Source organism: Cupriavidus sp. PB-02, assembly GCF_058252315.1.
On the sequence record NZ_CM177695.1, the window covers coordinates 2,593,906 to 2,613,563 of the forward strand.

Genomic DNA, 19,658 nt, shown 5'->3' on the forward strand with positions numbered 1-19,658 from the left:
GCGCCGGCATGACACCGTGGGCTCCCCGGCAAGTGTGGCTATTGACGCCACCGGCCGTGGCGCCAGCGCGCCAGCAATGCCGCCAGCAGCACCCCGGCCAGCAGTCCGGCCAGCGCCGCCACCACCACTGCCATCGACGGCGCATCGGCCTGCCGCGCGCCTGCCAGCGGGCCCAGCGCCTGCCAGTCCGCGGGCGTGATCTGCGTCATCGCCGCGGCGCCGTCCAGCCCGTAGACGCAGATCTCGCCGCCGGGCAGCTGGCAGAAGCGCTCGCGCGGGCAGCTCTTCAGGATCTGCTGCGGCGCGCCCTCGCCACAGCGGGCGCCGGCGCTGCGCAAGACCTGGATCGTGACTTCCGGATGCCGGGTGAGTTGCTCGGGCATGTCGGCCTCGCATCGGGGTGGCGATGGGATCCAGCGTAGTGCAACGGTACCGCGCGCGGCAGGTCGCCCGGCCGGCGCCAGCAGGCGCTTGTGCGCAGCACGACAATCGCCCCCGCCATCCCGCGGCAAATGCCCTACACTCGACTACACACCCGGGCACGCCCACAAGGCACGCCCGGGACCACAACACGACACGCGCATCGAGAGACCTGCCATGTCCACGGTTGCGAGCTTCGAGATCGGCTACACCCGTTATCTCGCCCCGCCAGGCGACACGTCTTCCCCCACTTCCCCTCCCCCACCCCTTGCCCGCGATCCTGACGCGCTGGTGACGCTGTACCAGGCGATGGTGCTGACGCGCCAGTTCGACCTGAAGGCGATCGCGCTGCAGCGCACCGGCAAGATCGGCACCTTTGCCTCGGCGCTGGGCCAGGAAGCCATCGGCGTGGGCGTGGCGCATGCGATGCGACCGGAGGACGTGCTGGTGCCGTCGTACCGCGACCACGCCGCACAGTTTGTGCGGGGCGTCACGATGACCGAGAGCCTGCTCTACTGGGGCGGCGACGAGCGCGGCAGCGGCTTTGCCGCAGCGCCGCATGACTTTGCCAACTGCGTGCCGATCGGCACCCAGGTATGCCACGCGGCCGGCGCCGCGTATGCGTTCCAGCTGCGCGGCGAGCCGCGCGTGGCGGTCTGCCTGCTGGGCGACGGCGGCACCTCCAAGGGCGACTTCTATGAAGGCATGAACATGGCCGGCGCGTGGCACGCGCCGCTGGTGATCGTGGTGAACAACAACCAGTGGGCGATCTCGATGCCGCGCAGCAAGCAGACCGCGGCGCAGACGCTGGCGCAGAAGGCCATCGCGGCGGGCATCCCGGGCGAGCAGATCGACGGCAACGACATCGTCGCGGTGCGCCACCGTGTCGGCGAGGCGATCGAACGCGCCCGCGCAGGCGGCGGGCCCGCACTGATCGAGGCCATCACCTATCGCCTGGGCGACCACACCACGGCCGACGACGCCTCGCGCTACCGCGACGAGGCCACCGTCAAGGCGCACTGGGAGGAAGAACCGTTGCTGCGGCTGCGCACCCACCTGCTGGCGCTGCAAGCGTGGGACGCCGCACGCGAAGAGGCACTGGTCAAGGCGTGCTCGCAGAAGGTCGCGCAGGCGGTGGAAGCCTACCTGGCGCTGCCGCCGCCGGACCCCGCGGCGATGTTCGACTGCCTGTACGCGACCATGCCGGCCGAACTGCAGGCGCAGCTGGAGACGGCACGGCGCTTCGCGGCGCCGCACGGATAGCGAGGCACTGCAGCGTACGGCCCGAACGATCCTCACGCGACATAGCGAGCGAACCATGGCGGAAGTCAATCTGGTCGAAGCGGTCAACCTGGCGCTGGCCCACGCGCTGGCCAACGATCCCGACGTGCTGCTGCTGGGCGAGGACATCGGCGTCAACGGCGGCGTGTTCCGCGCCACCGTGGGCCTGCAGGCGCGCTTCGGCGCGGCGCGGGTCATGGACACGCCGCTGGCCGAAGGCGGCATCGTCGGCGCGGCCATCGGCATGGCGGCGATGGGGCTGAAGCCCGTGGCCGAGATCCAGTTCACCGGCTTTATCTATCCGACGGTCGACCACATCATCAACCATGCCGGGCGCATGCGGCACCGTACCCGCGGGCGCTTGTCCTGTCCGATGGTGGTGCGCTCGCCGTTCGGCGCCGGCATCCATGCGCCCGAGCATCATTCGGAGAGCCCGGAGGCGATGTTCGCGCATATGCCGGGCCTGCGCGTGGTCGTGCCGTCGTCCCCGGCGCGTGCTTACGGCCTGCTGCTGGCCGCCATCGCCGATCCCGACCCCGTCATCTTCCTGGAGCCCACGCGGCTGTACCGGCTGTTCCGCCAGGAGGTGGCCGACGACGGCGCGGCGCTGCCGCTGGACACCTGCTTCACGCTGCGCGAAGGCAACGACATCACGCTGGTGAGTTGGGGCGCGATGATGCAGGAAACGCTCGCCGCGGCCGACGAACTGGCCGCCGAAGGCGTGACCGCCACGGTGATCGACGTGGCCACGCTCAAGCCGCTGGACCTGCAGACCATCCTGGATTCGGTGGCGCGCACCGGGCGCTGCGTGATCGTGCACGAGGCGCCCCGCACCGCCGGCTTTGGCGCCGAGATCGCTGCGGGGCTGGCCGACGCGGGGCTCTATTCGCTGGCCGCGCCGGTGCAGCGCGTGACGGGCTTCGATACCGTGGTGCCGCTGGCGCGGCTGGAATATACCTACCTGCCCAGCGTCGCGCGCATCGTCGACGCGGCGCGCAAGGCCATGGCGGCATGAGCTGAATGATTGGCAAGGGTGGGCAAGGAGTGACGATGAGAGTCTTCAAGCTGCCCGACCTGGGCGAAGGCCTGCAAGAGGCCGAGATCGTGACCTGGCATGTCAAGGCAGGAGATACCGTGGCCGCGGACCAGCCGCTCCTGTCGGTGGAGACGGCCAAGGCCATCGTCGAGATCCCGTCGCCCTATGCGGGCACCATCGGCAAGCTGTTTGCGGAGCCGGGCGATATCGTGCACCTGGGCGCGCCGTTGGTGGCCTTCGAGGGCGCGGGCGAGGATGCCGATGCGGGCACGGTGGTGGGCTCGGTACAGGTCGGCACGCGCGTGGTCAATGAAGCCGGGCCGCCGGGTGCGCCGGCGCCCGTGGCCGGCATGGCGGCGCGCGTCAAGGCCGCGCCGGCGGTGCGCGTGCTGGCACGGCGCCTCGGCGTGGACCTGGCGATGGCGACCGCCTCCGGTCCCGAAGGCGTGATCACCGCCGACGACGTGGAGCGCGTGGCGGCCACACTGGCAGAACTCGGCGCGCCGGAAGTACTGCGGGGCGTGCGCCGCGCGATGGCGCAGAACATGGCGCGCGCGCAGAACGAAGTGGCCGCGGCCACGGTGATGGACGATGCCGATATCCATGCCTGGCAAGCCGGCGCCGATGTCACCATCCGGCTGGTGCGCGCGCTGGTTGCCGGCTGCCGCGCGGAGCCCGGACTCAATGCCTGGTACGAAGGCCAGACCGGGCGCCGCCATGTGCTGAAGAAGATCGACGTCGGCATCGCCGCCGACCTGCCCGAAGGCCTGTTCGTGCCGGTGCTGCGCGACGTGGGCAACCGCGACCCGGGCGACCTGCGCAAGGGCCTGGATCGCATGCGCACCGATATCCGCGCGCGCACCATCGCACCGGAGGAGATGCGCGGCAACACCATCACGCTGTCCAACTTCGGCATGATCGCGGGCCGCTATGCCGCACCGATCGTGGTGCCGCCTACGGTGGCGATCCTGGGGGCGGGCCGCGTGCGGGAAGAAGTGGTGGCGGCGAAAGGCGTGCCGGCCGTGCATCGGGTGATGCCGCTCAGCCTGACCTTTGACCATCGGGTGGTGACCGGTGGCGAGGCGGCGCGGTTCCTGGCGGCGGTGATTGCGGACCTGGAGCTGGCGACGTAGCAGGACTTCGCAGGGACTCACAGTACGGGAGCGTCTGGAAAACGCTGCCACCCCTGGCGAACAGAGAAAACTGTCGGGCTTCGGAGCTGGTTGGCGCTGCAAATACGCTGTATATAATGCGATTCCAATTGCCGCCGCCGTCACCCAGCCGGGACCGCCTGACACCCCTCATGGAATCCAAAACCGCCCGCCTCACCATCCTGATCGATCCGGACAAGAAGAAGGCCTTCGAAACCCTGTGCGCCTCGCAGGACCTGACGCCCTCGCAGGTGGTGCGCCAGCTGATCCGCGACTACCTGGCGCAGCATGGCGTGGAATACGCCACCAAGGCACGACCGGCGGGCAATACCCGGCCGAAGAAGTAAGCCAGCGCAAGGCCTCGCCCACTAGATTCCCGCATCTCCCGCCAGCACGCTGCAGCGCCTTGCCGCGTCCGCCAGCGAATCCGCGTAGTTCTCCTCGCCCAGCACCGCCATCACCCCCGCGCGCGCCAGTTTCTGCCGGACGCGCCCGTTGGCTTCGGCCAGCACCACCGCCACGCCACGCTTGCGCAGCGTGCCGATCACCGCTTCCAGCGTCTGCAAGCCGGTCATGTCCATGAAGGGCACGCGCCCCAACCTGATCAGCAGCACGCGTGGATCGGTATGCGTCTGCACCAGCGCGCGCTCGCAGGTCTCCACCGCGCCAAAGAAGAACGGGCCCTCGATCGAGTAGACCATCACGCCCGGCGACATCCGCATGGGCAGGCCGCCCTGGTCGCCACCGGCCGTGCCCAGTTCGCGCTCGATCTCCAGCGCATCCTGGTGCGCCACTTCCACCGAGGCCGACATGCGGCGCAGGAACTGCAGCATGGCCAGGATCACGCCGATATTGACCGCCACCACCAGGTCGGTCAGCACGGTCAGCGTGAAGGTGATCAGCAGGATGGCCACGTCGGCACGCGGCGCCCGGCGCACCATGCGCGCGAAGTGGCGCACCTCGCTCATGTTGTACGCCACCACGAACAGGATCGCCGCGAGCGTGGGCAGCGGCACGCTCGCCGCCAGTGGCGCCAGGAACAGCAGCACCATCACCAGTGTCAGCGCATGGACCACGCCAGCCAGCGGGCTGTTGCCGCCGTTGCGGACATTGGTGGCCGTGCGCGCGATCGCGCCGGTGGCAGCAAACCCGCCAAAGAGCGGCGCCAGGATATTGGCGATGCCCTGGCCCACCAGCTCCTGGTTGGAATCGTGCCGCGTGCCGGCCATGCCGTCGGCCACCACCGCCGACAGCAGCGATTCGATCGCGCCCAGCATGGCGATGGTGAACGCGGGCCCGGCCAGCTCGATCACGCGCGCCAGCGTGACCTCCGGCAGGGTTGGCGCCGGCAGCCCGCGCGGCAGCCCGCCAAAGGCACTGCCGATGGTGGCCACGCCGTCGAAGCCGAACAGCGCCTGCACCGCGGTCGCCACCACCAGCGCCACCAGCGGACCGGGGATGCGGTGCAGCCAGCGCACCCGCGGCGCGCCCACCACCAGCAGCAGGCTGCCGAGCGCCAGCGCGGTGGTGGCCGGATGCCACTGCGGCAGGGCCTGCAGCAGGTGCCAGAATTTTTCGTGGAAATGCTCGCCAGCCACCGCAGGCAGGCCGAAGAAATCCCGCCACTGCCCGACGAAGATGATGACGCCGATGCCCGCGGTAAAGCCGACGATCACCGGCGCCGGGATAAACCGGATCACACTGCCCAGCCGCGTCAGGCCCATCGCCAGCAGGATCAGCCCGGCCATCAGCGTGGCGATCTGCAGGCCGTCGATGCCGTAGCGCGCGGTGATCGCGGACAGCACCACGATGAAGGCGCCTGTGGGGCCCGCAATCTGCAGCCGGCTGCCGCCGAACAGCGACACCGCCAGCCCGGCGACGATGGCCGTGTACAGGCCCTGCTCCGGCTTGGCCCCGGAAGCGATCGCGAACGCCATCGCCAGCGGCAGCGCCACCACCCCGACGATCACGCCCGAGACGAGGTTAGGCAGCCAGTTGCCGCGCCGGAACAGCCCGGCCAGCCATGCTTCGCGCAGCGCGATCATGCGTAGATCCCTTTCAGTCGTGGGGTGGGCGTGAAGGAGTGCGGGTGCATCGGATGATAACAGTATGTTAATTCCCATAACATGCCGGCCCGGCACTTGCGGCTTGCGCCGCGGGGCGCAAGGACCTGGCATGAAGGCGTGCAAAAAGCGCGCCGGCACGCCCGCGTCACCCTGTCGCTATCAGCGCCCAATTCCTATACTGGATGGGCTCGCCCGGCAGTCCGGGGGACGGGCCAGGCGGAGGCGGTAAATTATTTCGCAATCGGAGGCCCACCATGTTCAAGCACCTCCTTGTCCCCACCGACGGTTCGCCGCGCGCCGAAGCCATGGCGGCCCGCGCCATGACGTTTGCCAGCCGCATCGAGGCCCGCGTGACCGGCCTGCATGTGATTCCCGAGTACCACATCCTGACCTACCGGCTGACCAGCCTGCAGGACACCAAGGACACCTTCGCCGCCGAAGCCGCGCGCCACGCGGACACCTTTCTCGCCGCGCTCAGCCGCGCCGCGGGGCAGGCCGGCGTGCCCTGTGAAACCGTCACCGCCACCGACGACCATCCCTGGCAGGCCATCATCCAGTGCGCGGAGCAGCGCGGCTGCGACCTGATCGTGATGTCCTCGCACGGCCGGCGCGGGTTGCAGGCACTGCTGATCGGCAGCGAAACGCAAAAGGTCCTGACACACAGCGCGATACCGGTACTGGTATTCCGCTAGGCGCCAAGGCAACAGCGAGCGTCGCCGGCCGGCGACGCGCTTTTCCACCCCAATGCCAACTTGCAAGGAGCGCAACCATGGCGATTAGACTGGGCGAACAAGCCCCCGACTTCACCGCCGACACCACCGAGGGAAAGATCAATTTCCATGAGTGGATCGGCGACGGCTGGGCCATCCTGTTCTCGCATCCCAAGGACTTCACGCCGGTATGCACCACCGAACTGGGCTATATGGCCGGGCTCAAGCCCGAGTTCGACAAGCGCAATACCAAGATCATCGGCCTGAGCGTCGACCCGGTCAGCGACCACCAGCGCTGGGCCAAGGACATCGAGGAAACGCAGGGCCATGCCGTCAACTACCCGATGATCGGCGATGCCGACCTGACCGTGGCCAAGCTCTACGACATGATCCACCCCGAGGCCAGCGGCAGCGGCCCGCGCACGGCGGTCGACAACGCGACCGTCCGCTCGGTGTTCCTCATCGGTCCGGACAAGAAGGTCAAGGCCATGCTGGTGTACCCGATGAGCGCCGGGCGCAATTTCGATGAAGTGCTGCGGCTGCTGGATTCGCTGCAGCTCAACGCCAAGCACACCGTGGCCACGCCGGTGAACTGGAAGCCGGGCGAGGACGTCATCATTCCGACATCGGTTTCGGACGAAGATGCCAAGAAAAAATACCCGCAAGGCTTCAAGACCCTGAAGCCTTACCTGCGCACGGTGGAACAGCCCAAGTAATCGGGGAGCCAGGAAAGGGAGAGCGAGCGACAGGGAGCGCAGCAAGAGCGTGGAGGTCACGCAAGACCGCAGGCAGGCGTCCCGGAGCAGTACCGGCCGGGACGCCCTGACTTGTCCACAGCATCTATCCACAGGTTCAGTGGATATCCCCCCTCTTGACAACCGCAAAGGGCGCGCCGGCGCTGGAACGCACTGGAGTGCCCGTTTTATAGGCAACCTGTTTACGTACGGGAATGCTTGCGGCCGCTTGCATTTTGTGCCTATTGCTGCCTGCCGGGCCGGCAGCGAGGGCAGCAATAAAAATGGCGGCACGATGGCCGCCGTTCGATGATTTTGTGACGATTCCAAGTCAAGGCCGCAATGACCGTCGGGAAACCGTCACCGAGTGCTCAACGCGTCAGCACATCGCGGATGGTATCCGCCAGTTCCTTCGCAACAAACTTCGCCACATAGGCGTCCGCGCCCACCTTGCGCACATGCTCCTCGCTGGCCTCGCCCGACAGTGACGAGTGAATCACCACCGGCAACTGCTTCAGCCGGCTGTCCGCCTTGATCTTGCGCGTCAGTGTAAAGCCGTCCATCTCCGGCATTTCCAGGTCGGTCAGCACCAGCGCCACCTCGTCGTGCACGGACTTGCCATGGCTGGCGGCCTCGGCAGCGATCTTGTCGAGCAGGTCCCAGGCCTCCTTGCCCGACTTGGTCATCACCACCGGGGCGCCCAGGGCCTTCAGCCCCTGCTCGATCAGCCCACGCGCCAGGGCCGAATCGTCGGCGGCAATCACCTTGGCCCCCGGCCGCAGGTTCAGTTGCGGTCCGACCGCGCCCGGGTCGACGTCCGGCTGGCGCTTCGGCAGCACGTCGCGCAGGATCTGCTCCACGTCCAGCACCTGCACCAGCCGCGCGTTGTCCGTGCCCGCATCGAGCTTGGCGATGCTGGTCACATGGCCGGTGCGCACGCTCGCCTCGGCCGAATGCACCTGGTTCCACTCCAGGCGCACGATTTCCTCCACCGCCTCCACCGCAAAGCCCTGCGTCGAGCGCGCGTACTCCGTCACCAGCAGGATGCCCAGCCCGCTGCGCGGCTTGCAGCCAACCAGCCTGGGCAGGTCGATCACCGGAATCACCTGGCCGCGGATGTCGGACATGCCCAGGATCGACGGATCGGCGCCGACCACCGTGGTCACCGGCGGCATCACCAGGATCTCGCGCACCTTGAACACGTTGATGCCGAACAGCTCCGACTGGCCGGACTGCTCCGCGTCGCCGAGCCGGAACAGCAGCAGCTCGAACTGGTTGTTGTTGGTGAGGTTCGTCCGTTCGTCGATGTCCCTCATGGAACTGCTCATGCGTCGCTCCCGTGCCTGCGTTGGATGGTGTTTCCCGCCGTCGTTGTCCTGTGCCTGCGGCCGCGGCGGATGGCGGGCGGCAGGGGTCATGACTGGATATCGGCCTGGGGAATGGAGAGTTGAGGGACGCAGCGCGACGGGCTGCGCGGCGCAGCGGTCCGGGGCACGCCATCACAAGGCGGCACGCCGCGGGGGCGTGCCGCAAGCTCGGATTTCGTCGTTGGATATCCGGATTGCTTCGTTCCGTCGCGACAGGGTCGTCCATATAGTTGTTTCCAACTTGTCATAACAAGATGTCGATCCGATGACGACCCGGACCAACGCGGAACCCACACCCGAAACAGCGGAACTGTCCGAAGCGACACCGATCCCGCTGCCGCTCTACACCCAGATCAAGGACGCCCTGCGTGCCCGCATCCTCGACGGCACCTATCCGCCGCATCACCAGATGCCATCGGAAAGCGAGCTGGGCGAGCGCTTCTCCGCCAGCCGCATCACCGTGCGGCAGGCACTGGGCGACCTGCAGAAAGAGGGCCTGATCTTCAAGATCCACGGCAAGGGCACGTTCGTCTCCAAACCCCGCGCCTTCCAGAACATCACCTCCCTGCAAGGCTTTGCCGAGGCGATGTCGAGCATGGGCTACGAGATCCTCAACCAGGTGCGCAGCTGCAAATGCGTGCCGGCCAGCCGCCACGTTGCCGCGCAATTGCGGCTGCGCGAGGGCGATCCGGTGGTGGAGATCAGGCGGGTGCGCCTGCTCAACCGCGAACCGGTGTCGCTGGAGCTGACCTGGGTGCCCGAGGCCGTCGGCAAGCGGCTGGTCACGGCCGACCTGGCCACGCGCGACATCTTCCTGATCCTGGAGAACGACTGCGGCGTAAAGCTCGGCCATGCCGACCTCAGCGTCGATGCGATCCTCGCCGACGAAGACCTGACCCAGGCCCTGCGCATCCAGGAAGGCGCGCCGGTGCTGCGCATCGAACGCCTGACCCACGATGCGCAGGGCACGCCGATCGATTACGAGTTTCTCTACTTCCGCGGCGACGCGTTCCAGTACCGGCTGCGCGTCGACCGGCACAAGGCTGCACCCGCGACCGTGGCGCCAGCCACAACCTCCACCAAGGCCGCAGGCCCGGCCCGGCCTCGCAACCCTGCCAGCAAGGGGAAGTCCTCCGCATGAACACCCTGACTCACGAATACGACATCGTTGTCGTCGGCGGCGGCACCGCCGGTCCGATGGCCGCGATCAAGGCCAAGGAGCGCAACCCCGCGCTGCGCGTGCTGCTGCTCGACAAGGCGCACGTCAAGCGCAGCGGCGCCATCTCGATGGGCATGGACGGCCTGAACAATGCCGTGATCCCCGGCCATGCCACGCCCGAGCAGTACACCCGCGAGATCACCGTGGCCAACGACGGCATCGTCGACCAGTCGACCGTCTACGCCTACGCGCGCCACAGCTTCACCACCATCGAGCAGCTCGACCGCTGGGGCGTCAGGTTCGAGAAGGACGAGACCGGCGACTACGCGGTGAAGAAGGTCCATCACATGGGCTCTTATGTCCTGCCGATGCCGGAAGGGCACAACGTCAAGAAGGTGCTCTACCGCCATCTCAAGCGCGCCCGGGTGGAGATCACCAACCGCATCGTCGCCACCCGCGTGCTGACCGATGCCAACGCCGGCGCCTGCGGCGTGATGGGATTCGACTGCCGCACCGCGGACTTCCACGTGATCCGCGCGCGCGCCGTGATCCTGTGCTGCGGTGCCGCCGGCCGCCTTGGCCTGCCCGCCTCCGGCTACCTGATGGGCACCTACGAGAACCCGACCAATGCCGGCGACGGCTATGCCATGGCGTATCACGCCGGTGCGGCGCTGGCGAATCTCGAATGCTTCCAGATCAATCCGCTGATCAAGGATTACAACGGGCCGGCGTGCGCCTATGTAACCGGACCGCTGGGAGGCTATACCGCCAACGGCAAGGGCGAGCGCTTTATCGAATGCGATTACTGGAGCGGCCAGATGATGTGGGAGTTCTATCAGGAGCTCCAGGGCGGCAACGGCCCCGTCTTCCTGAAGCTCGACCATCTCGCGGAAGAGACTATCCAGACCATCGAGACCATTCTCCACACCAACGAACGGCCCAGCCGCGGACAGTTCCACGCCGGCCGCGGCACCGACTACCGCAAGCAGATGGTGGAGATGCATATCTCGGAGATCGGCTTCTGCAGCGGCCACAGCGCCTCCGGCGTGCATGTGAACGAACGCGCCGAGACCACCGTGCCGGGCCTGTATGCCGCCGGCGACATGGCCGCGGTGCCGCACAACTACATGCTGGGTGCCTTCACCTATGGCTGGTTTGCCGGGCAGAACGCGGCCGAGTATGTCGTTGGCCGCAGCCTGCCCGAAGCCGATGCGGCCCAGGTGGAGGCGGAGCGTGCCCGCGTGCTAGCGCCGCTCGCGCGCGAGCACGGCCTGCCCCCGGCCCAGGTGGAATACAAGCTGCGCCGCATGGTCAACGACTACCTGCAGCCGCCCAAGGTCACGCGCAAGATGGAAATTGGCCTGCAGCGTTTCGACGCCATCGCTGAGGATATCGACCAGATCCGCGCCGCCAATCCGCACGAATTGATGCGCGCGGTGGAGGTGATGGCGATCCGCGACTGCGCGGAAATGGCGGCACGTGCCTCGTTGTTCCGCACCGAGAGCCGATGGGGTCTCTATCACCACCGCGTGGACTCTCCGCAGCGCAATGATGCGGAATGGTTCTGCCATGCCCACCTGAGCAAGGACGCATCCGGGCGCATGGTCAGCCACAAGCGCGCGATCGAACCGTACATCGTCCCGGTGGATGGCGACGACGCCACCGCCTACCAGCGGCTGCGCGTCAGCCGCGGTGAATCCGCAACGTCAGCCACCGCCACTGCCAAAGCCACCACCCTGGCCGCCGCCTGAAGGAAACACTGCCATGGCCTACACACCGCATGAGATCGCCCAGCGCAGCAGCGCGCCGGTCACCATCGATGAAGACAAGTGCATTGCCGACAAGGGCTGCACCGTCTGCGTCGATGTCTGCCCGATGGACCTGCTGGCCATCGACCTGACCAAGGGCAAGGCTTACATGCAGTTCGACGAATGCTGGTATTGCATGCCCTGCGAGAAGGATTGCCCCACCGGCGCGGTCCGGGTCGAGATCCCGTACCTGCTGCGCTGACGCGCTTCGTTTTCCTGATTCTCCGGAATTCCGCGCAAGCCCGATGCGCCCTGCTTTCCCTGCCCGACAAGCCCCCCTTAGCCCGCGCGTGCATGCGTCCGCCAAAGACAACAGAACAGATCAGAGGAAACCCATGAAAGCATCCACCAGCACCATCCGCCTGCTCCTTGCGCTGGCTGCCGCCAGCTTGGCCGGGCCGGCCAGCGCGGAAGCCATCCGCGTCGCCATCGGCACGCAGGACACCACCATCAACTGCGCCACCGGCGGCCTGCTGATTCGCGAGCTCAAGCTGCTCGACAAGTACCTGCCGCGCACCGGCAAGTACAAGGACGTCAGCTACGACGTGCAATGGAAGAACTTCACCTCCGGCCCGCCGCTGACCAACGAGATGGTGGCGGACAAGCTGGACCTCGGCGCGATGGCGGATTTCCCCGGCTCGCTGAATGCCGCGGCCTTCCAGAAGGCCGGCAAGAAGAGCCTGTTTATCGCCCCGCTGTCCGGCAATGCGATCGGCACCGGCAATGGCATCGTGGTGCCGGCGGACTCTCCTGTCCAGTCGCTGGCGGAACTCAAGGGCAAGACCATTTCGGTGCCCTTCGGCTCCACCGCGCACGGCATGCTGCTGCGCGCGATCAAGCGGCAGGGCTGGGACCCGGACAAGGACGTGACACTGGTCTCGCAATCGCCTGAAGTCGGCGGCTCGGCGCTGCAGGCGCGCAAGGTGGACGGGCATGCCAACTTTGTGCCGTTCCCGGAGCTGTTCGCCTTCCGCGGCTTTGCCCGCAAGATCTATGACGGCGCCCAGGCCGAGGCACCCACCTTCCACGGCGCGCTGGTGAACGCGGAATACGCGCAGAAGTACCCGGAGATCGTGGTGGCCTACCTGCGTGCCGCGATCGAGGCCGACCGCCTGATGGCAGCGGAGCCCGAGAAATACAGCGAGCTGATCGCGAAGGTGACCGGCATCGACGCCGAGGTGGACTACCTGTTCCACGGCCCGCTCGGCCTGCAGAACCGCGACTACACCTGGAAGCCGGAGTATCGCCAGGCGCTGCAGACCTCGATCGAGACGCTGAAGCTGCTCAAGCGCACCGATGCCGACCTCAGCGCCGATAGCGTGATCGACGACCGCTATATCCGCGAAGCCTTCCGGCTGGAAGGGCTGGATTACGCCGCGCGCCTGAAGTCTTACGACAAACAGCCGCTGGCGGCCAAGGACGCCGCCACAGGCAAACCGATCGCCGATCCGAAACTGGCCGCACAGCTGTGGCTGCAGGGCGAGCCGAAGGTGCGCGCCTATGCCTCGCCGGCGGCGGCGTTCGCGGCGCTCAGGCAGGCCGGCAAGGATGGCAAGAAGGCGCGTGTGCTGTATGTGCATGACCGCAACACCGGCCTGAAGCTGCTGGCCGACAAGGCGTGGTACGTGCAGGACGGCAAGGGACAGGTGAGCGCCTTCCTGCTCAAGGGCTCGGCCGATAGCTGGGCCAGCAGCCATGGCGGCAACGTGCGTGACTTTGCCGCGGTCAGCGGCAGCGCTGTCGCCGTGGCCAGCCACTGAAGCGGAGCGCAGCGATGACCTCGATCTCTCTTGAAGCGGCGGCGCCCCCGGCTGCGCCCGCCCCGGCGGGCTTGGCCCGGGTGCGGCTGGCCCGCTGGCTGGTGCGCGTCGCCGCCTTGGCGAGCTGCATCGCGCTGTGGCAACTGGCTTCGTCGCACCGGGCCCACCTTGGCATCGTCACCTTCGCCAACGTGCCGGCGCCCAGCGACGTGGTGCCCGCGGCCTGGCAGCTGCTGCAGTCGCCCAAGCTGGTGCTGCACCTGGGCAACAGCTTGTACCGCGTGTTCGCCGGCTTCGGCGCGGCGGCGCTGACGGGTATCGTGCTCGGCATGGCGATCGGCCGCTCGCGCTGGCTGGAGGACCTGCTGCTGCCGCCGCTGGAGGTGCTGCGGCCGATCCCGGGCGTGGCGTGGATTCCGCTGGCGATCCTGATGTTCCCCTCTTCGGAACTGAGCATGATCTTCATCACCTTTATCGGCGCGCTCTTCCCCATCCTGCTCAACACCATCCACGGCGTGGAGCGTACCGATCCCCGCCTGGTTGCCACCGCACGCAGCCTGGGCGCGGGGCGCTGGACCGTCTTCCCCGAGGTGCTGCTGCCCGCCGCGCTCCCCAGCATCGTCACCGGACTGGCAATCGGCATGGGCACGTCCTGGTTCTGCCTGGTCACCGCCGAGATGATTGCCGGGCAGTACGGCATCGGCTACTACACCTGGGAGGCGTACAACCTGCAGAACTATGCGGATATCGTCGTCGGCATGCTGCTGATCGGTGCCTTCGGCATGGGCAGCAGCGCGCTGATCAAGCGCGTCGGCGCCTGGCTGATGCCGTGGACCCGCCTGCAGGAGGTGCGCGCATGACCGGGACCAGCCAGAACATCCGCGCGGGCCGCCTGCAGGTGCGCGGCCTTGACGTGGCGCTGGGCAACGGCGATGCAGGTTTTACCGCCGTGCACCAGCTTTCCATCGATATCCCGGCGGGGCAGTTCGTCTGCATCCTCGGGCCCTCCGGCTGCGGCAAGTCCACGCTGCTGGGCACCATCGCCGGCCACCTGCCGGCCGCGGCCGGCGAGATCCTGCTCGACGGCGTGCCGGTGCGCGGCCCTGCCCCGGAGCGTGGGCTCGTGTTCCAGCAACACTCGCTGTTTCCCTGGAAGCGCGTGCTCGACAACGTCGGCTTCGGCCTCAAGATGCAGGGCGTGCCCGCCGCGGAGCGCAGGCGCGAGGCGCAGGCCCTGCTCGACCTCGTCGGCCTGGGCAGCTTCGCGCAGCGCTACCCCGCCCAGCTCTCGGGCGGCATGCAACAGCGCGTGGAGATTGCGCGCGTGCTGATCAACCGGCCGCGGGTGCTGCTGATGGACGAGCCGTTCGGCGCACTGGATGCACAGACCCGCGCCTATATGCAGGCGCTGCTGCTCGACGTCTGGGCGCAGATGCGCACCACCGTGGTCTTCGTCACCCATGACATCGACGAGGCGCTGTTCCTGGCCGACCGCGTGCTGGTGATGTCGCACCGGCCCGGCCGCATCCTTGAAGACATCCTCGTTCCGTTCGACCGGCCTCGCGATGGCGACCTGCTGACCGATGACGGCTTTATCCGTCTCAAGCGCCACTGCCGCGAGCTGCTGCACGAGCACTACCGGGGCGGCCCGCTCCAGGGCGTGCCCGCTCCCATCCAAAGCGCGCTGGCGACTGCCGCCTGACTGCCCTATTGCCCCGACTTATGCCGCACGTTTTCGCCTTGCCCGACGATTCCCTGTTTGACCTTCATCCCGCCATTGGCGCACTGGCGCCACGCCTGGCCGACCCCGACCCGGCGATTCGCCGGGTGGCGGTGCTCCAGTTGGCCGACCTCGAAGATGAAGCCGGTGTGCCCCTGCTGCTGCAACGCCTGCAAACCGATCCGGCCGAGACCGTGCGCGCCGAGGCCGCGCGCACGCTGGCCAGCTGGGAGCTGGAAGCGGTCGTGCCGGCGCTGGCGGCGGCGCTGGCCGACCCCTGCCGCGACGTAGCCGAGGCTGCGGCCCAGGGCCTGTCGGAACTGAAGGATCCCGCCTCCGGCGCCGCCTTGCTGCCATGGGTGTCGCACGACGATCCCTTTGTCCGCGCGGCCGCCTGGCGCGGCCTGCGCGAGCTGCGCTACGCAGCGGGATTCGATGCGGCGATGGCCGCACTGTCCGACGCGGCGGCCTCAGTGCGGCGCGAAGCGGTGACTGTGCTGGGCTGGCTCAAACGCAGCGAAGCCCTGCCCGCGCTGGCCCAGGTCGCCGCCAGCGATGCCGACACCGAAGTCAGGCGGGCCGCCGCGGGCGCGCTCGGCCTGGCAGCGGACCCGTCAGCGCGCGACGCCCTGCTCTCCGCCTTGCGCGACGGCGCCTGGCAGGTGCGGGAAGAAGCCGCGCAGACGCTGGGAAAGCTGAAATTCCCCGAAGCCGTGCGTCCGCTGATCGATGCACTGGAAGATCCCTACTGGCAGGTCCGGCTGCAGGCTGCGAGAGCCCTCGGCAAGCTGCGTGACCGCGCGGCGCTGGTGCCGCTGACGGCGCAGCTTGTTCATTCGATCAGCAACCTGCGCAAGGAAGCTGCCCTGTCGCTGGGAAGCCTGCAGGACGCTGCGGCGCTGCCGGCGCTGGCCGCCGCGGCGAACGACGCGGATCCGGAGGTACGCAAGGCGGTATGGATTGCGCTGGCACAGATCGGCCAACCGCAGGGTGAGGCATGAGCGGCGGCATGGTTGTACCCACGCGCCTGGAGCTTGCGCCCGCCGAAGGCAGGCTGCGCATCTGGTGGCCGGACGGACAGTGCCAGTCACTGGACCATGCCCGCTTGCGCGCGGCATGCCGATGCGCCGCCTGCCGCAGCCTGCCTTCTGAAGAAGGGGCAGCGCAGGCGGTGCGCATCACTGCCCTGGAGGAAATGGGCTACGGCATCCAGATCGTGTTCAGCGACGGACATGACCGCGGCATCTACCCCTGGCCGTATCTGCAGGCGCTGTAGGCGGGCATCTACCCTCCCGCCAGCGCCTGCAGGATATGCACCTCGTCCGTCTCCTTCAGCGCCGCATCCAGCCGCATCAGCTGCGTACGGTTCACGAACACGCGGATATACGGCCGCAGCTTGCCCTGCTCGTCGACGATGCGAAAGCGCATGCCCGGAAACTGCCGGTCGAGATCCTCGAGCAGTTCGCCGATGCTGGCACCATGGGCTTCGACGTACTCCCGCTGCCCGGTGTAGGAGAAGAGCGGCGTCGCGATGCGGACCTGCATGGATGTTCTCCGGATCGACTGTTGCTTCGTTACGCGGGCCGCGCCACGGTGACGGCGTACACCTGCGGCAGATGGCTGGCGAGGCATTGCCATGAATCGCCCTCATCGCCGCTGGCCCAGATCTCGCCGCCAGTGGTGCCGAAGTACACGCCTACCGGCGCATGGCCGTCGGTGGCCATGGCCTGGCGCTTGACGGTGAACCAACCCTGTTCGGGCGGCAGGCCGCGGTCCTGGCGCTGCCAGCTTTCGCCGCCGTCGCGCGTGACGTAGGCCGCCGGGCGGCCGCCGGGGCTGACGCGGGGCCAGACGTCGCTGCCATCCATCGGGAAGACCCAGACGGTGCGCGCATCGCGCGGGTGGGCGACGATGGGAAAGCCGATGTCGCCGACCTCGGCCGGCATGGCTTCACCGATGCGCTTCCACACGCCTTCACGCCGGTTCATGCGGTAGATGCCGCAGTGGTTCTGCTGGTACAGGATGTCGGGCGCGGCGGGGTGTTGCAGCACGCAGTGCGGATCCTGGCCGTATTCCGGGTTGGGATCGGGCAGGAAGGTGGCGAGGCTGCCGCGGTTCAGCGGCTGCCAGTCGGCGCCGCCGTCGGTGCTCTCGAACACGCCGCCGCTGGACATGCCGATATAGAGATGCCGCGCATCGCGCGGATCGACCAGCACGGAATGCATCTTGGGGCCGTCGGGCGTGCCGTCCTGCTCGCCGCCGGTCCATTCGCGCCATTTCGGATGATCGTTGAAGCCGGTCACCGGTTCCCAGGTCGCGCCGTGGTCCGTGCTGTGGAACAGGCCTTGCGGCGAGGTGCCGGCGTACCAGGTGCCGGGCTCGCTGGCGTGGCCGGGTGTGAGCCAGAACACGTGGTCGACGACGCGGCCGGTTTCACCTTCCGGCACTTTGTCGAAGCCGGGCGGGCGCGTGGCTTCGGTCCAGTTGCGGCCACCGTCGGGGGAGCGGAACACGGTCGGGCCAAGGTGGCCGGTGCGCGCGGCCATCAGCATGCGCAACGGTTCGCGCGGGTCCTGCACGATGTGGTGGATGGTGTGGCCGAGGAACGTCGGGCCCTGGATCTGCCAGTCGCGCCGCGTGGCGTCGCTGGTCAGGAACCAGGCGCCCTTGGTCGTGGCGACCAGCAACATCACGGGGCCGGTGTCGGGGGCAGTGGAAGTCGTCATCTTGGCTCCTGCAATAAGGCCGTCGAACGATGTTTCCGAGTCTAGTACATGTAGACAGTGTTCACAATTGACGCTTGAGCCGATCTGCGTGGGCGGCTGCAAGCTCCCGCGAACCGGCCGCGAAGTAGTACGGAGTTAAAAGAGGATATCCGCAGGTTGGGTAGACATTGCCGCTCATGTATGGCATAAGCAATGTTCCTTCCGACATCGCCGCCCCGACGACCATGTTCCGCCCCGTCCGCTTCGCCGCACTGAACCGCCCGGCCCTGCCGGCGGCAGGCGTGCGCGCGGGCACCGCGCAGCGTCCGGGCGTTGCCATCGACCAGGCCGCCATCGGCCAGGTCCGCCGCGCCGTGCTTTTCCTGGCCGTGCGGGCAGCTCGGGGCACCACCCTCCAACCCTGAGCTTTCCCGCACGGCCCATGTCGCGGATGCCATCCGGTATCCGCCCGAACATGCAGCCAGGAGAAAGCCAGTCATGCCACCGCTCTACCGCCATACCGTTTGCGCCATGGTGGCGCTTGCCGCCCTCTACCTGATCCTCAATCCCTGAGCCGGGTGGAGTGCAGCCATGTTGAACCGCCATGCCCTGCGCCTACCGGTGCAGGCCTTCTCACCGCTCGCGCGCGCGCTCGAACTGCGCATCGACGTAGACCTCGCCCCAGGTGACATCGAGCGCGAGCTCGGCGCCCTGCACGACCGCATCGGCCGGCCCGGCGACCGGCTGCACGCGATGCCGTCCTTGCCGGCGGGCGCGCCAGGCCTGCGCCTGCGCTACCGCGAGGCGGACGGCGAGTATTACGTGTATGTGGAAGACGTAATGCAGCGCCGGCTGGCGGGCTATACCGTCTTCAACCGGCTGATCGAGGTCGGCCGCCGGGCCGATCCCTGGGTGCGCGCGCCGCATACGAAGTTTGCACCCGCTTACCAGCGCCGCGGCCTGGCCACGGCGCTGTACCGCTGGGCGCTGGATGGCGGGCTGTGCCTGCTGAGCGGCGCGCGGCAGTCGGCTGGCGCCAATGCGCTATGGCAGGCGCTGGGCAGCGACTATGCCGCCGGCTATGTGGACTTGCGCCACAAGACGCTGACGTGGCTTGGCGAGACGGTCAGCGCCGGGGTCCGGGATGGGCTGCACACGCGGATGCTGCTGCTCGGGCAGGGCTGGACGCTGCAGGCGTTCATGGACCGCACCGGCATGTACTGACGGGAAAAAGGACAGTGTTCAGTTCAGAGATGCGTGATGGGCGCGGCGTCGCGGGCATTGCCCAGGTACAGCGTCCAGCCGCGGGCGAACCAGTCGCGCACGCGCGCCGCCAGCGAGCGGCCGGAACCCATGCGGGCGTAGCAAGCGATGTCGCGGGCGGCCGCCGGCCGGGACTTGGACTGGACGGGCTGGCGATAGAGCGTGTCGGCGAGCACTTGCATTGTGGTTTCCTTTCCGGACGGAGGGGATAGACAGGGGCCTCATGCTGCACACCAAGCCATCGCATGGCCGGCCGAATGAGGCGATTCAGGGTTATCCCTAGTATAGAGAAGTTACGCCCGAATCATCCGGGTCTGCCCCTATAGGCCCTATATCAGTCGCGTGATAACGCCAGGCCGTCCAAAGCGCACTTGGGAAAGATCTCCCGTCTCAAGAGGCTGATTGCTCACATTCGATATTCCCCCCGGCACATGCCGCGCATTTTCCGGCCGTTATGACGGAATCCGCGCGGTCACCT

At 67.8% G+C, this 19,658-nt stretch carries 22 protein-coding genes; 16 read left to right on the forward strand and 6 right to left on the reverse strand.

From position 1 onward, the window contains the following. Window positions 1-38: 38 nt before the first annotated feature. Window positions 39-383, reverse strand: coding sequence for a hypothetical protein (locus tag AC10V3_RS32515; protein WP_022539520.1), 345 nt, complete (start codon window positions 381-383; stop codon window positions 39-41). A gap of 214 nt (window positions 384-597) precedes the next feature. On the opposite strand from AC10V3_RS32515, the gene pdhA reads away from it, so the two are divergent. From pdhA to AC10V3_RS32535, 4 genes are all read left to right on the forward strand, one after another. After that, complete coding sequence (gene pdhA, locus AC10V3_RS32520; protein WP_022539521.1) at window positions 598-1,683, forward strand: pyruvate dehydrogenase (acetyl-transferring) E1 component subunit alpha; 1,086 nt, start codon at window positions 598-600, stop codon at window positions 1,681-1,683. Window positions 1,684-1,738: 55 nt separating this feature from the next. Then, window positions 1,739-2,716 carry an alpha-ketoacid dehydrogenase subunit beta gene (locus AC10V3_RS32525; protein WP_022539522.1) on the forward strand — a complete coding sequence of 326 codons (978 nt, stop codon included), beginning with the start codon at window positions 1,739-1,741 and terminating at the stop codon, window positions 2,714-2,716. 35 nt (window positions 2,717-2,751) lie between these two features. Beyond that, entirely contained in the window at window positions 2,752-3,870 is a 1,119-nt protein-coding gene (locus AC10V3_RS32530) for a dihydrolipoamide acetyltransferase family protein (protein WP_490923933.1), read from the forward strand. 170 nt (window positions 3,871-4,040) lie between these two features. After that, complete coding sequence (locus AC10V3_RS32535) at window positions 4,041-4,235, forward strand: ribbon-helix-helix protein, CopG family (protein ID WP_022539524.1); 195 nt, start codon at window positions 4,041-4,043, stop codon at window positions 4,233-4,235. Window positions 4,236-4,256: 21 nt separating this feature from the next. Here the strand turns inward: AC10V3_RS32535 and AC10V3_RS32540 are convergent, their stop codons facing one another. Beyond that, complete coding sequence (locus AC10V3_RS32540; RefSeq protein ID WP_022539525.1) at window positions 4,257-5,933, reverse strand: SulP family inorganic anion transporter; 1,677 nt, start codon at window positions 5,931-5,933, stop codon at window positions 4,257-4,259. Window positions 5,934-6,208: 275 nt separating this feature from the next. Here AC10V3_RS32540 and AC10V3_RS32545 point away from each other — a divergent pair, with 275 nt between their 5' ends. Both AC10V3_RS32545 and AC10V3_RS32550 read left to right on the forward strand, forming a co-directional pair. Continuing rightward, a complete protein-coding gene (locus AC10V3_RS32545) occupies window positions 6,209-6,646 on the forward strand; it encodes a universal stress protein (protein WP_022539526.1) in 438 nt (145 codons plus the stop codon). A 77-nt stretch (window positions 6,647-6,723) separates the two neighbouring features. After that, window positions 6,724-7,380, forward strand: coding sequence for a peroxiredoxin (locus AC10V3_RS32550; protein ID WP_022539527.1), 657 nt, complete (start codon window positions 6,724-6,726; stop codon window positions 7,378-7,380). Between the two features lie 389 nt (window positions 7,381-7,769). On the opposite strand, the gene AC10V3_RS32555 is transcribed toward AC10V3_RS32550, so the two are convergent. Next, window positions 7,770-8,726, reverse strand: a complete 957-nt coding sequence (locus AC10V3_RS32555) for a chemotaxis protein (RefSeq protein WP_022539528.1) — start codon at window positions 8,724-8,726, stop codon at window positions 7,770-7,772. A 304-nt stretch (window positions 8,727-9,030) separates the two neighbouring features. Between AC10V3_RS32555 and AC10V3_RS32560 the strand changes: the two genes are divergently transcribed. The 8 genes from AC10V3_RS32560 (at window position 9,031) to AC10V3_RS32595 (ending at window position 16,488) form a co-directional block, all read left to right on the forward strand. Beyond that, window positions 9,031-9,906, forward strand: a complete 876-nt coding sequence (locus AC10V3_RS32560) for a GntR family transcriptional regulator (protein ID WP_022539529.1) — start codon at window positions 9,031-9,033, stop codon at window positions 9,904-9,906. Continuing rightward, window positions 9,903-11,675, forward strand: a complete 1,773-nt coding sequence (locus AC10V3_RS32565) for a fumarate reductase/succinate dehydrogenase flavoprotein subunit (protein WP_490923934.1) — start codon at window positions 9,903-9,905, stop codon at window positions 11,673-11,675. Before AC10V3_RS32560 ends, AC10V3_RS32565 begins: the two co-directional genes overlap by 4 nt. 13 nt (window positions 11,676-11,688) lie before the next feature. Beyond that, window positions 11,689-11,934, forward strand: coding sequence for a 4Fe-4S dicluster domain-containing protein (locus AC10V3_RS32570; RefSeq protein WP_022539531.1), 246 nt, complete (start codon window positions 11,689-11,691; stop codon window positions 11,932-11,934). A 133-nt stretch (window positions 11,935-12,067) separates the two neighbouring features. Continuing rightward, on the forward strand, window positions 12,068-13,492 hold the full coding sequence (locus AC10V3_RS32575) for an ABC transporter substrate-binding protein (RefSeq protein ID WP_022539532.1): 1,425 nt from the start codon (window positions 12,068-12,070) through the stop codon (window positions 13,490-13,492). A gap of 14 nt (window positions 13,493-13,506) precedes the next feature. After that, complete coding sequence (locus AC10V3_RS32580) at window positions 13,507-14,352, forward strand: ABC transporter permease (protein ID WP_349609793.1); 846 nt, start codon at window positions 13,507-13,509, stop codon at window positions 14,350-14,352. Continuing rightward, window positions 14,349-15,194, forward strand: a complete 846-nt coding sequence (locus AC10V3_RS32585; RefSeq protein ID WP_022539535.1) for an ABC transporter ATP-binding protein — start codon at window positions 14,349-14,351, stop codon at window positions 15,192-15,194. The genes AC10V3_RS32580 and AC10V3_RS32585 overlap by 4 nt, the downstream gene beginning before the upstream one ends. A gap of 20 nt (window positions 15,195-15,214) precedes the next feature. Next, complete coding sequence (locus AC10V3_RS32590; protein ID WP_022539536.1) at window positions 15,215-16,213, forward strand: HEAT repeat domain-containing protein; 999 nt, start codon at window positions 15,215-15,217, stop codon at window positions 16,211-16,213. A gap of 8 nt (window positions 16,214-16,221) precedes the next feature. Then, window positions 16,222-16,488 carry a gamma-butyrobetaine hydroxylase-like domain-containing protein gene (locus tag AC10V3_RS32595; protein ID WP_041682215.1) on the forward strand — a complete coding sequence of 89 codons (267 nt, stop codon included), beginning with the start codon at window positions 16,222-16,224 and terminating at the stop codon, window positions 16,486-16,488. 8 nt (window positions 16,489-16,496) lie between these two features. On the opposite strand, the gene AC10V3_RS32600 is transcribed toward AC10V3_RS32595, so the two are convergent. After that, complete coding sequence (locus tag AC10V3_RS32600; RefSeq protein WP_022539538.1) at window positions 16,497-16,757, reverse strand: MoaD/ThiS family protein; 261 nt, start codon at window positions 16,755-16,757, stop codon at window positions 16,497-16,499. Between the two features lie 29 nt (window positions 16,758-16,786). Beyond that, window positions 16,787-17,938 (reverse strand): beta propeller repeat protein, encoded by a 1,152-nt coding sequence (locus AC10V3_RS32605; protein WP_022539539.1) that lies wholly within the window; start codon window positions 17,936-17,938, stop codon window positions 16,787-16,789. 176 nt (window positions 17,939-18,114) lie between these two features. Between AC10V3_RS32605 and AC10V3_RS32610 the strand changes: the two genes are divergently transcribed. After that, window positions 18,115-18,342 carry a hypothetical protein gene (locus AC10V3_RS32610; protein ID WP_022539540.1) on the forward strand — a complete coding sequence of 76 codons (228 nt, stop codon included), beginning with the start codon at window positions 18,115-18,117 and terminating at the stop codon, window positions 18,340-18,342. A 166-nt stretch (window positions 18,343-18,508) separates the two neighbouring features. Further along, the gene (locus AC10V3_RS32615; RefSeq protein ID WP_022539541.1) at window positions 18,509-19,141 is read left to right on the forward strand and encodes a hypothetical protein; all 633 of its coding nucleotides are present in this window, start codon (window positions 18,509-18,511) and stop codon (window positions 19,139-19,141) included. A 23-nt stretch (window positions 19,142-19,164) separates the two neighbouring features. On the opposite strand, the gene AC10V3_RS32620 is transcribed toward AC10V3_RS32615, so the two are convergent. Next, window positions 19,165-19,362 (reverse strand): hypothetical protein, encoded by a 198-nt coding sequence (locus AC10V3_RS32620; protein WP_022539542.1) that lies wholly within the window; start codon window positions 19,360-19,362, stop codon window positions 19,165-19,167. Window positions 19,363-19,658: the final 296 nt, after the last annotated feature.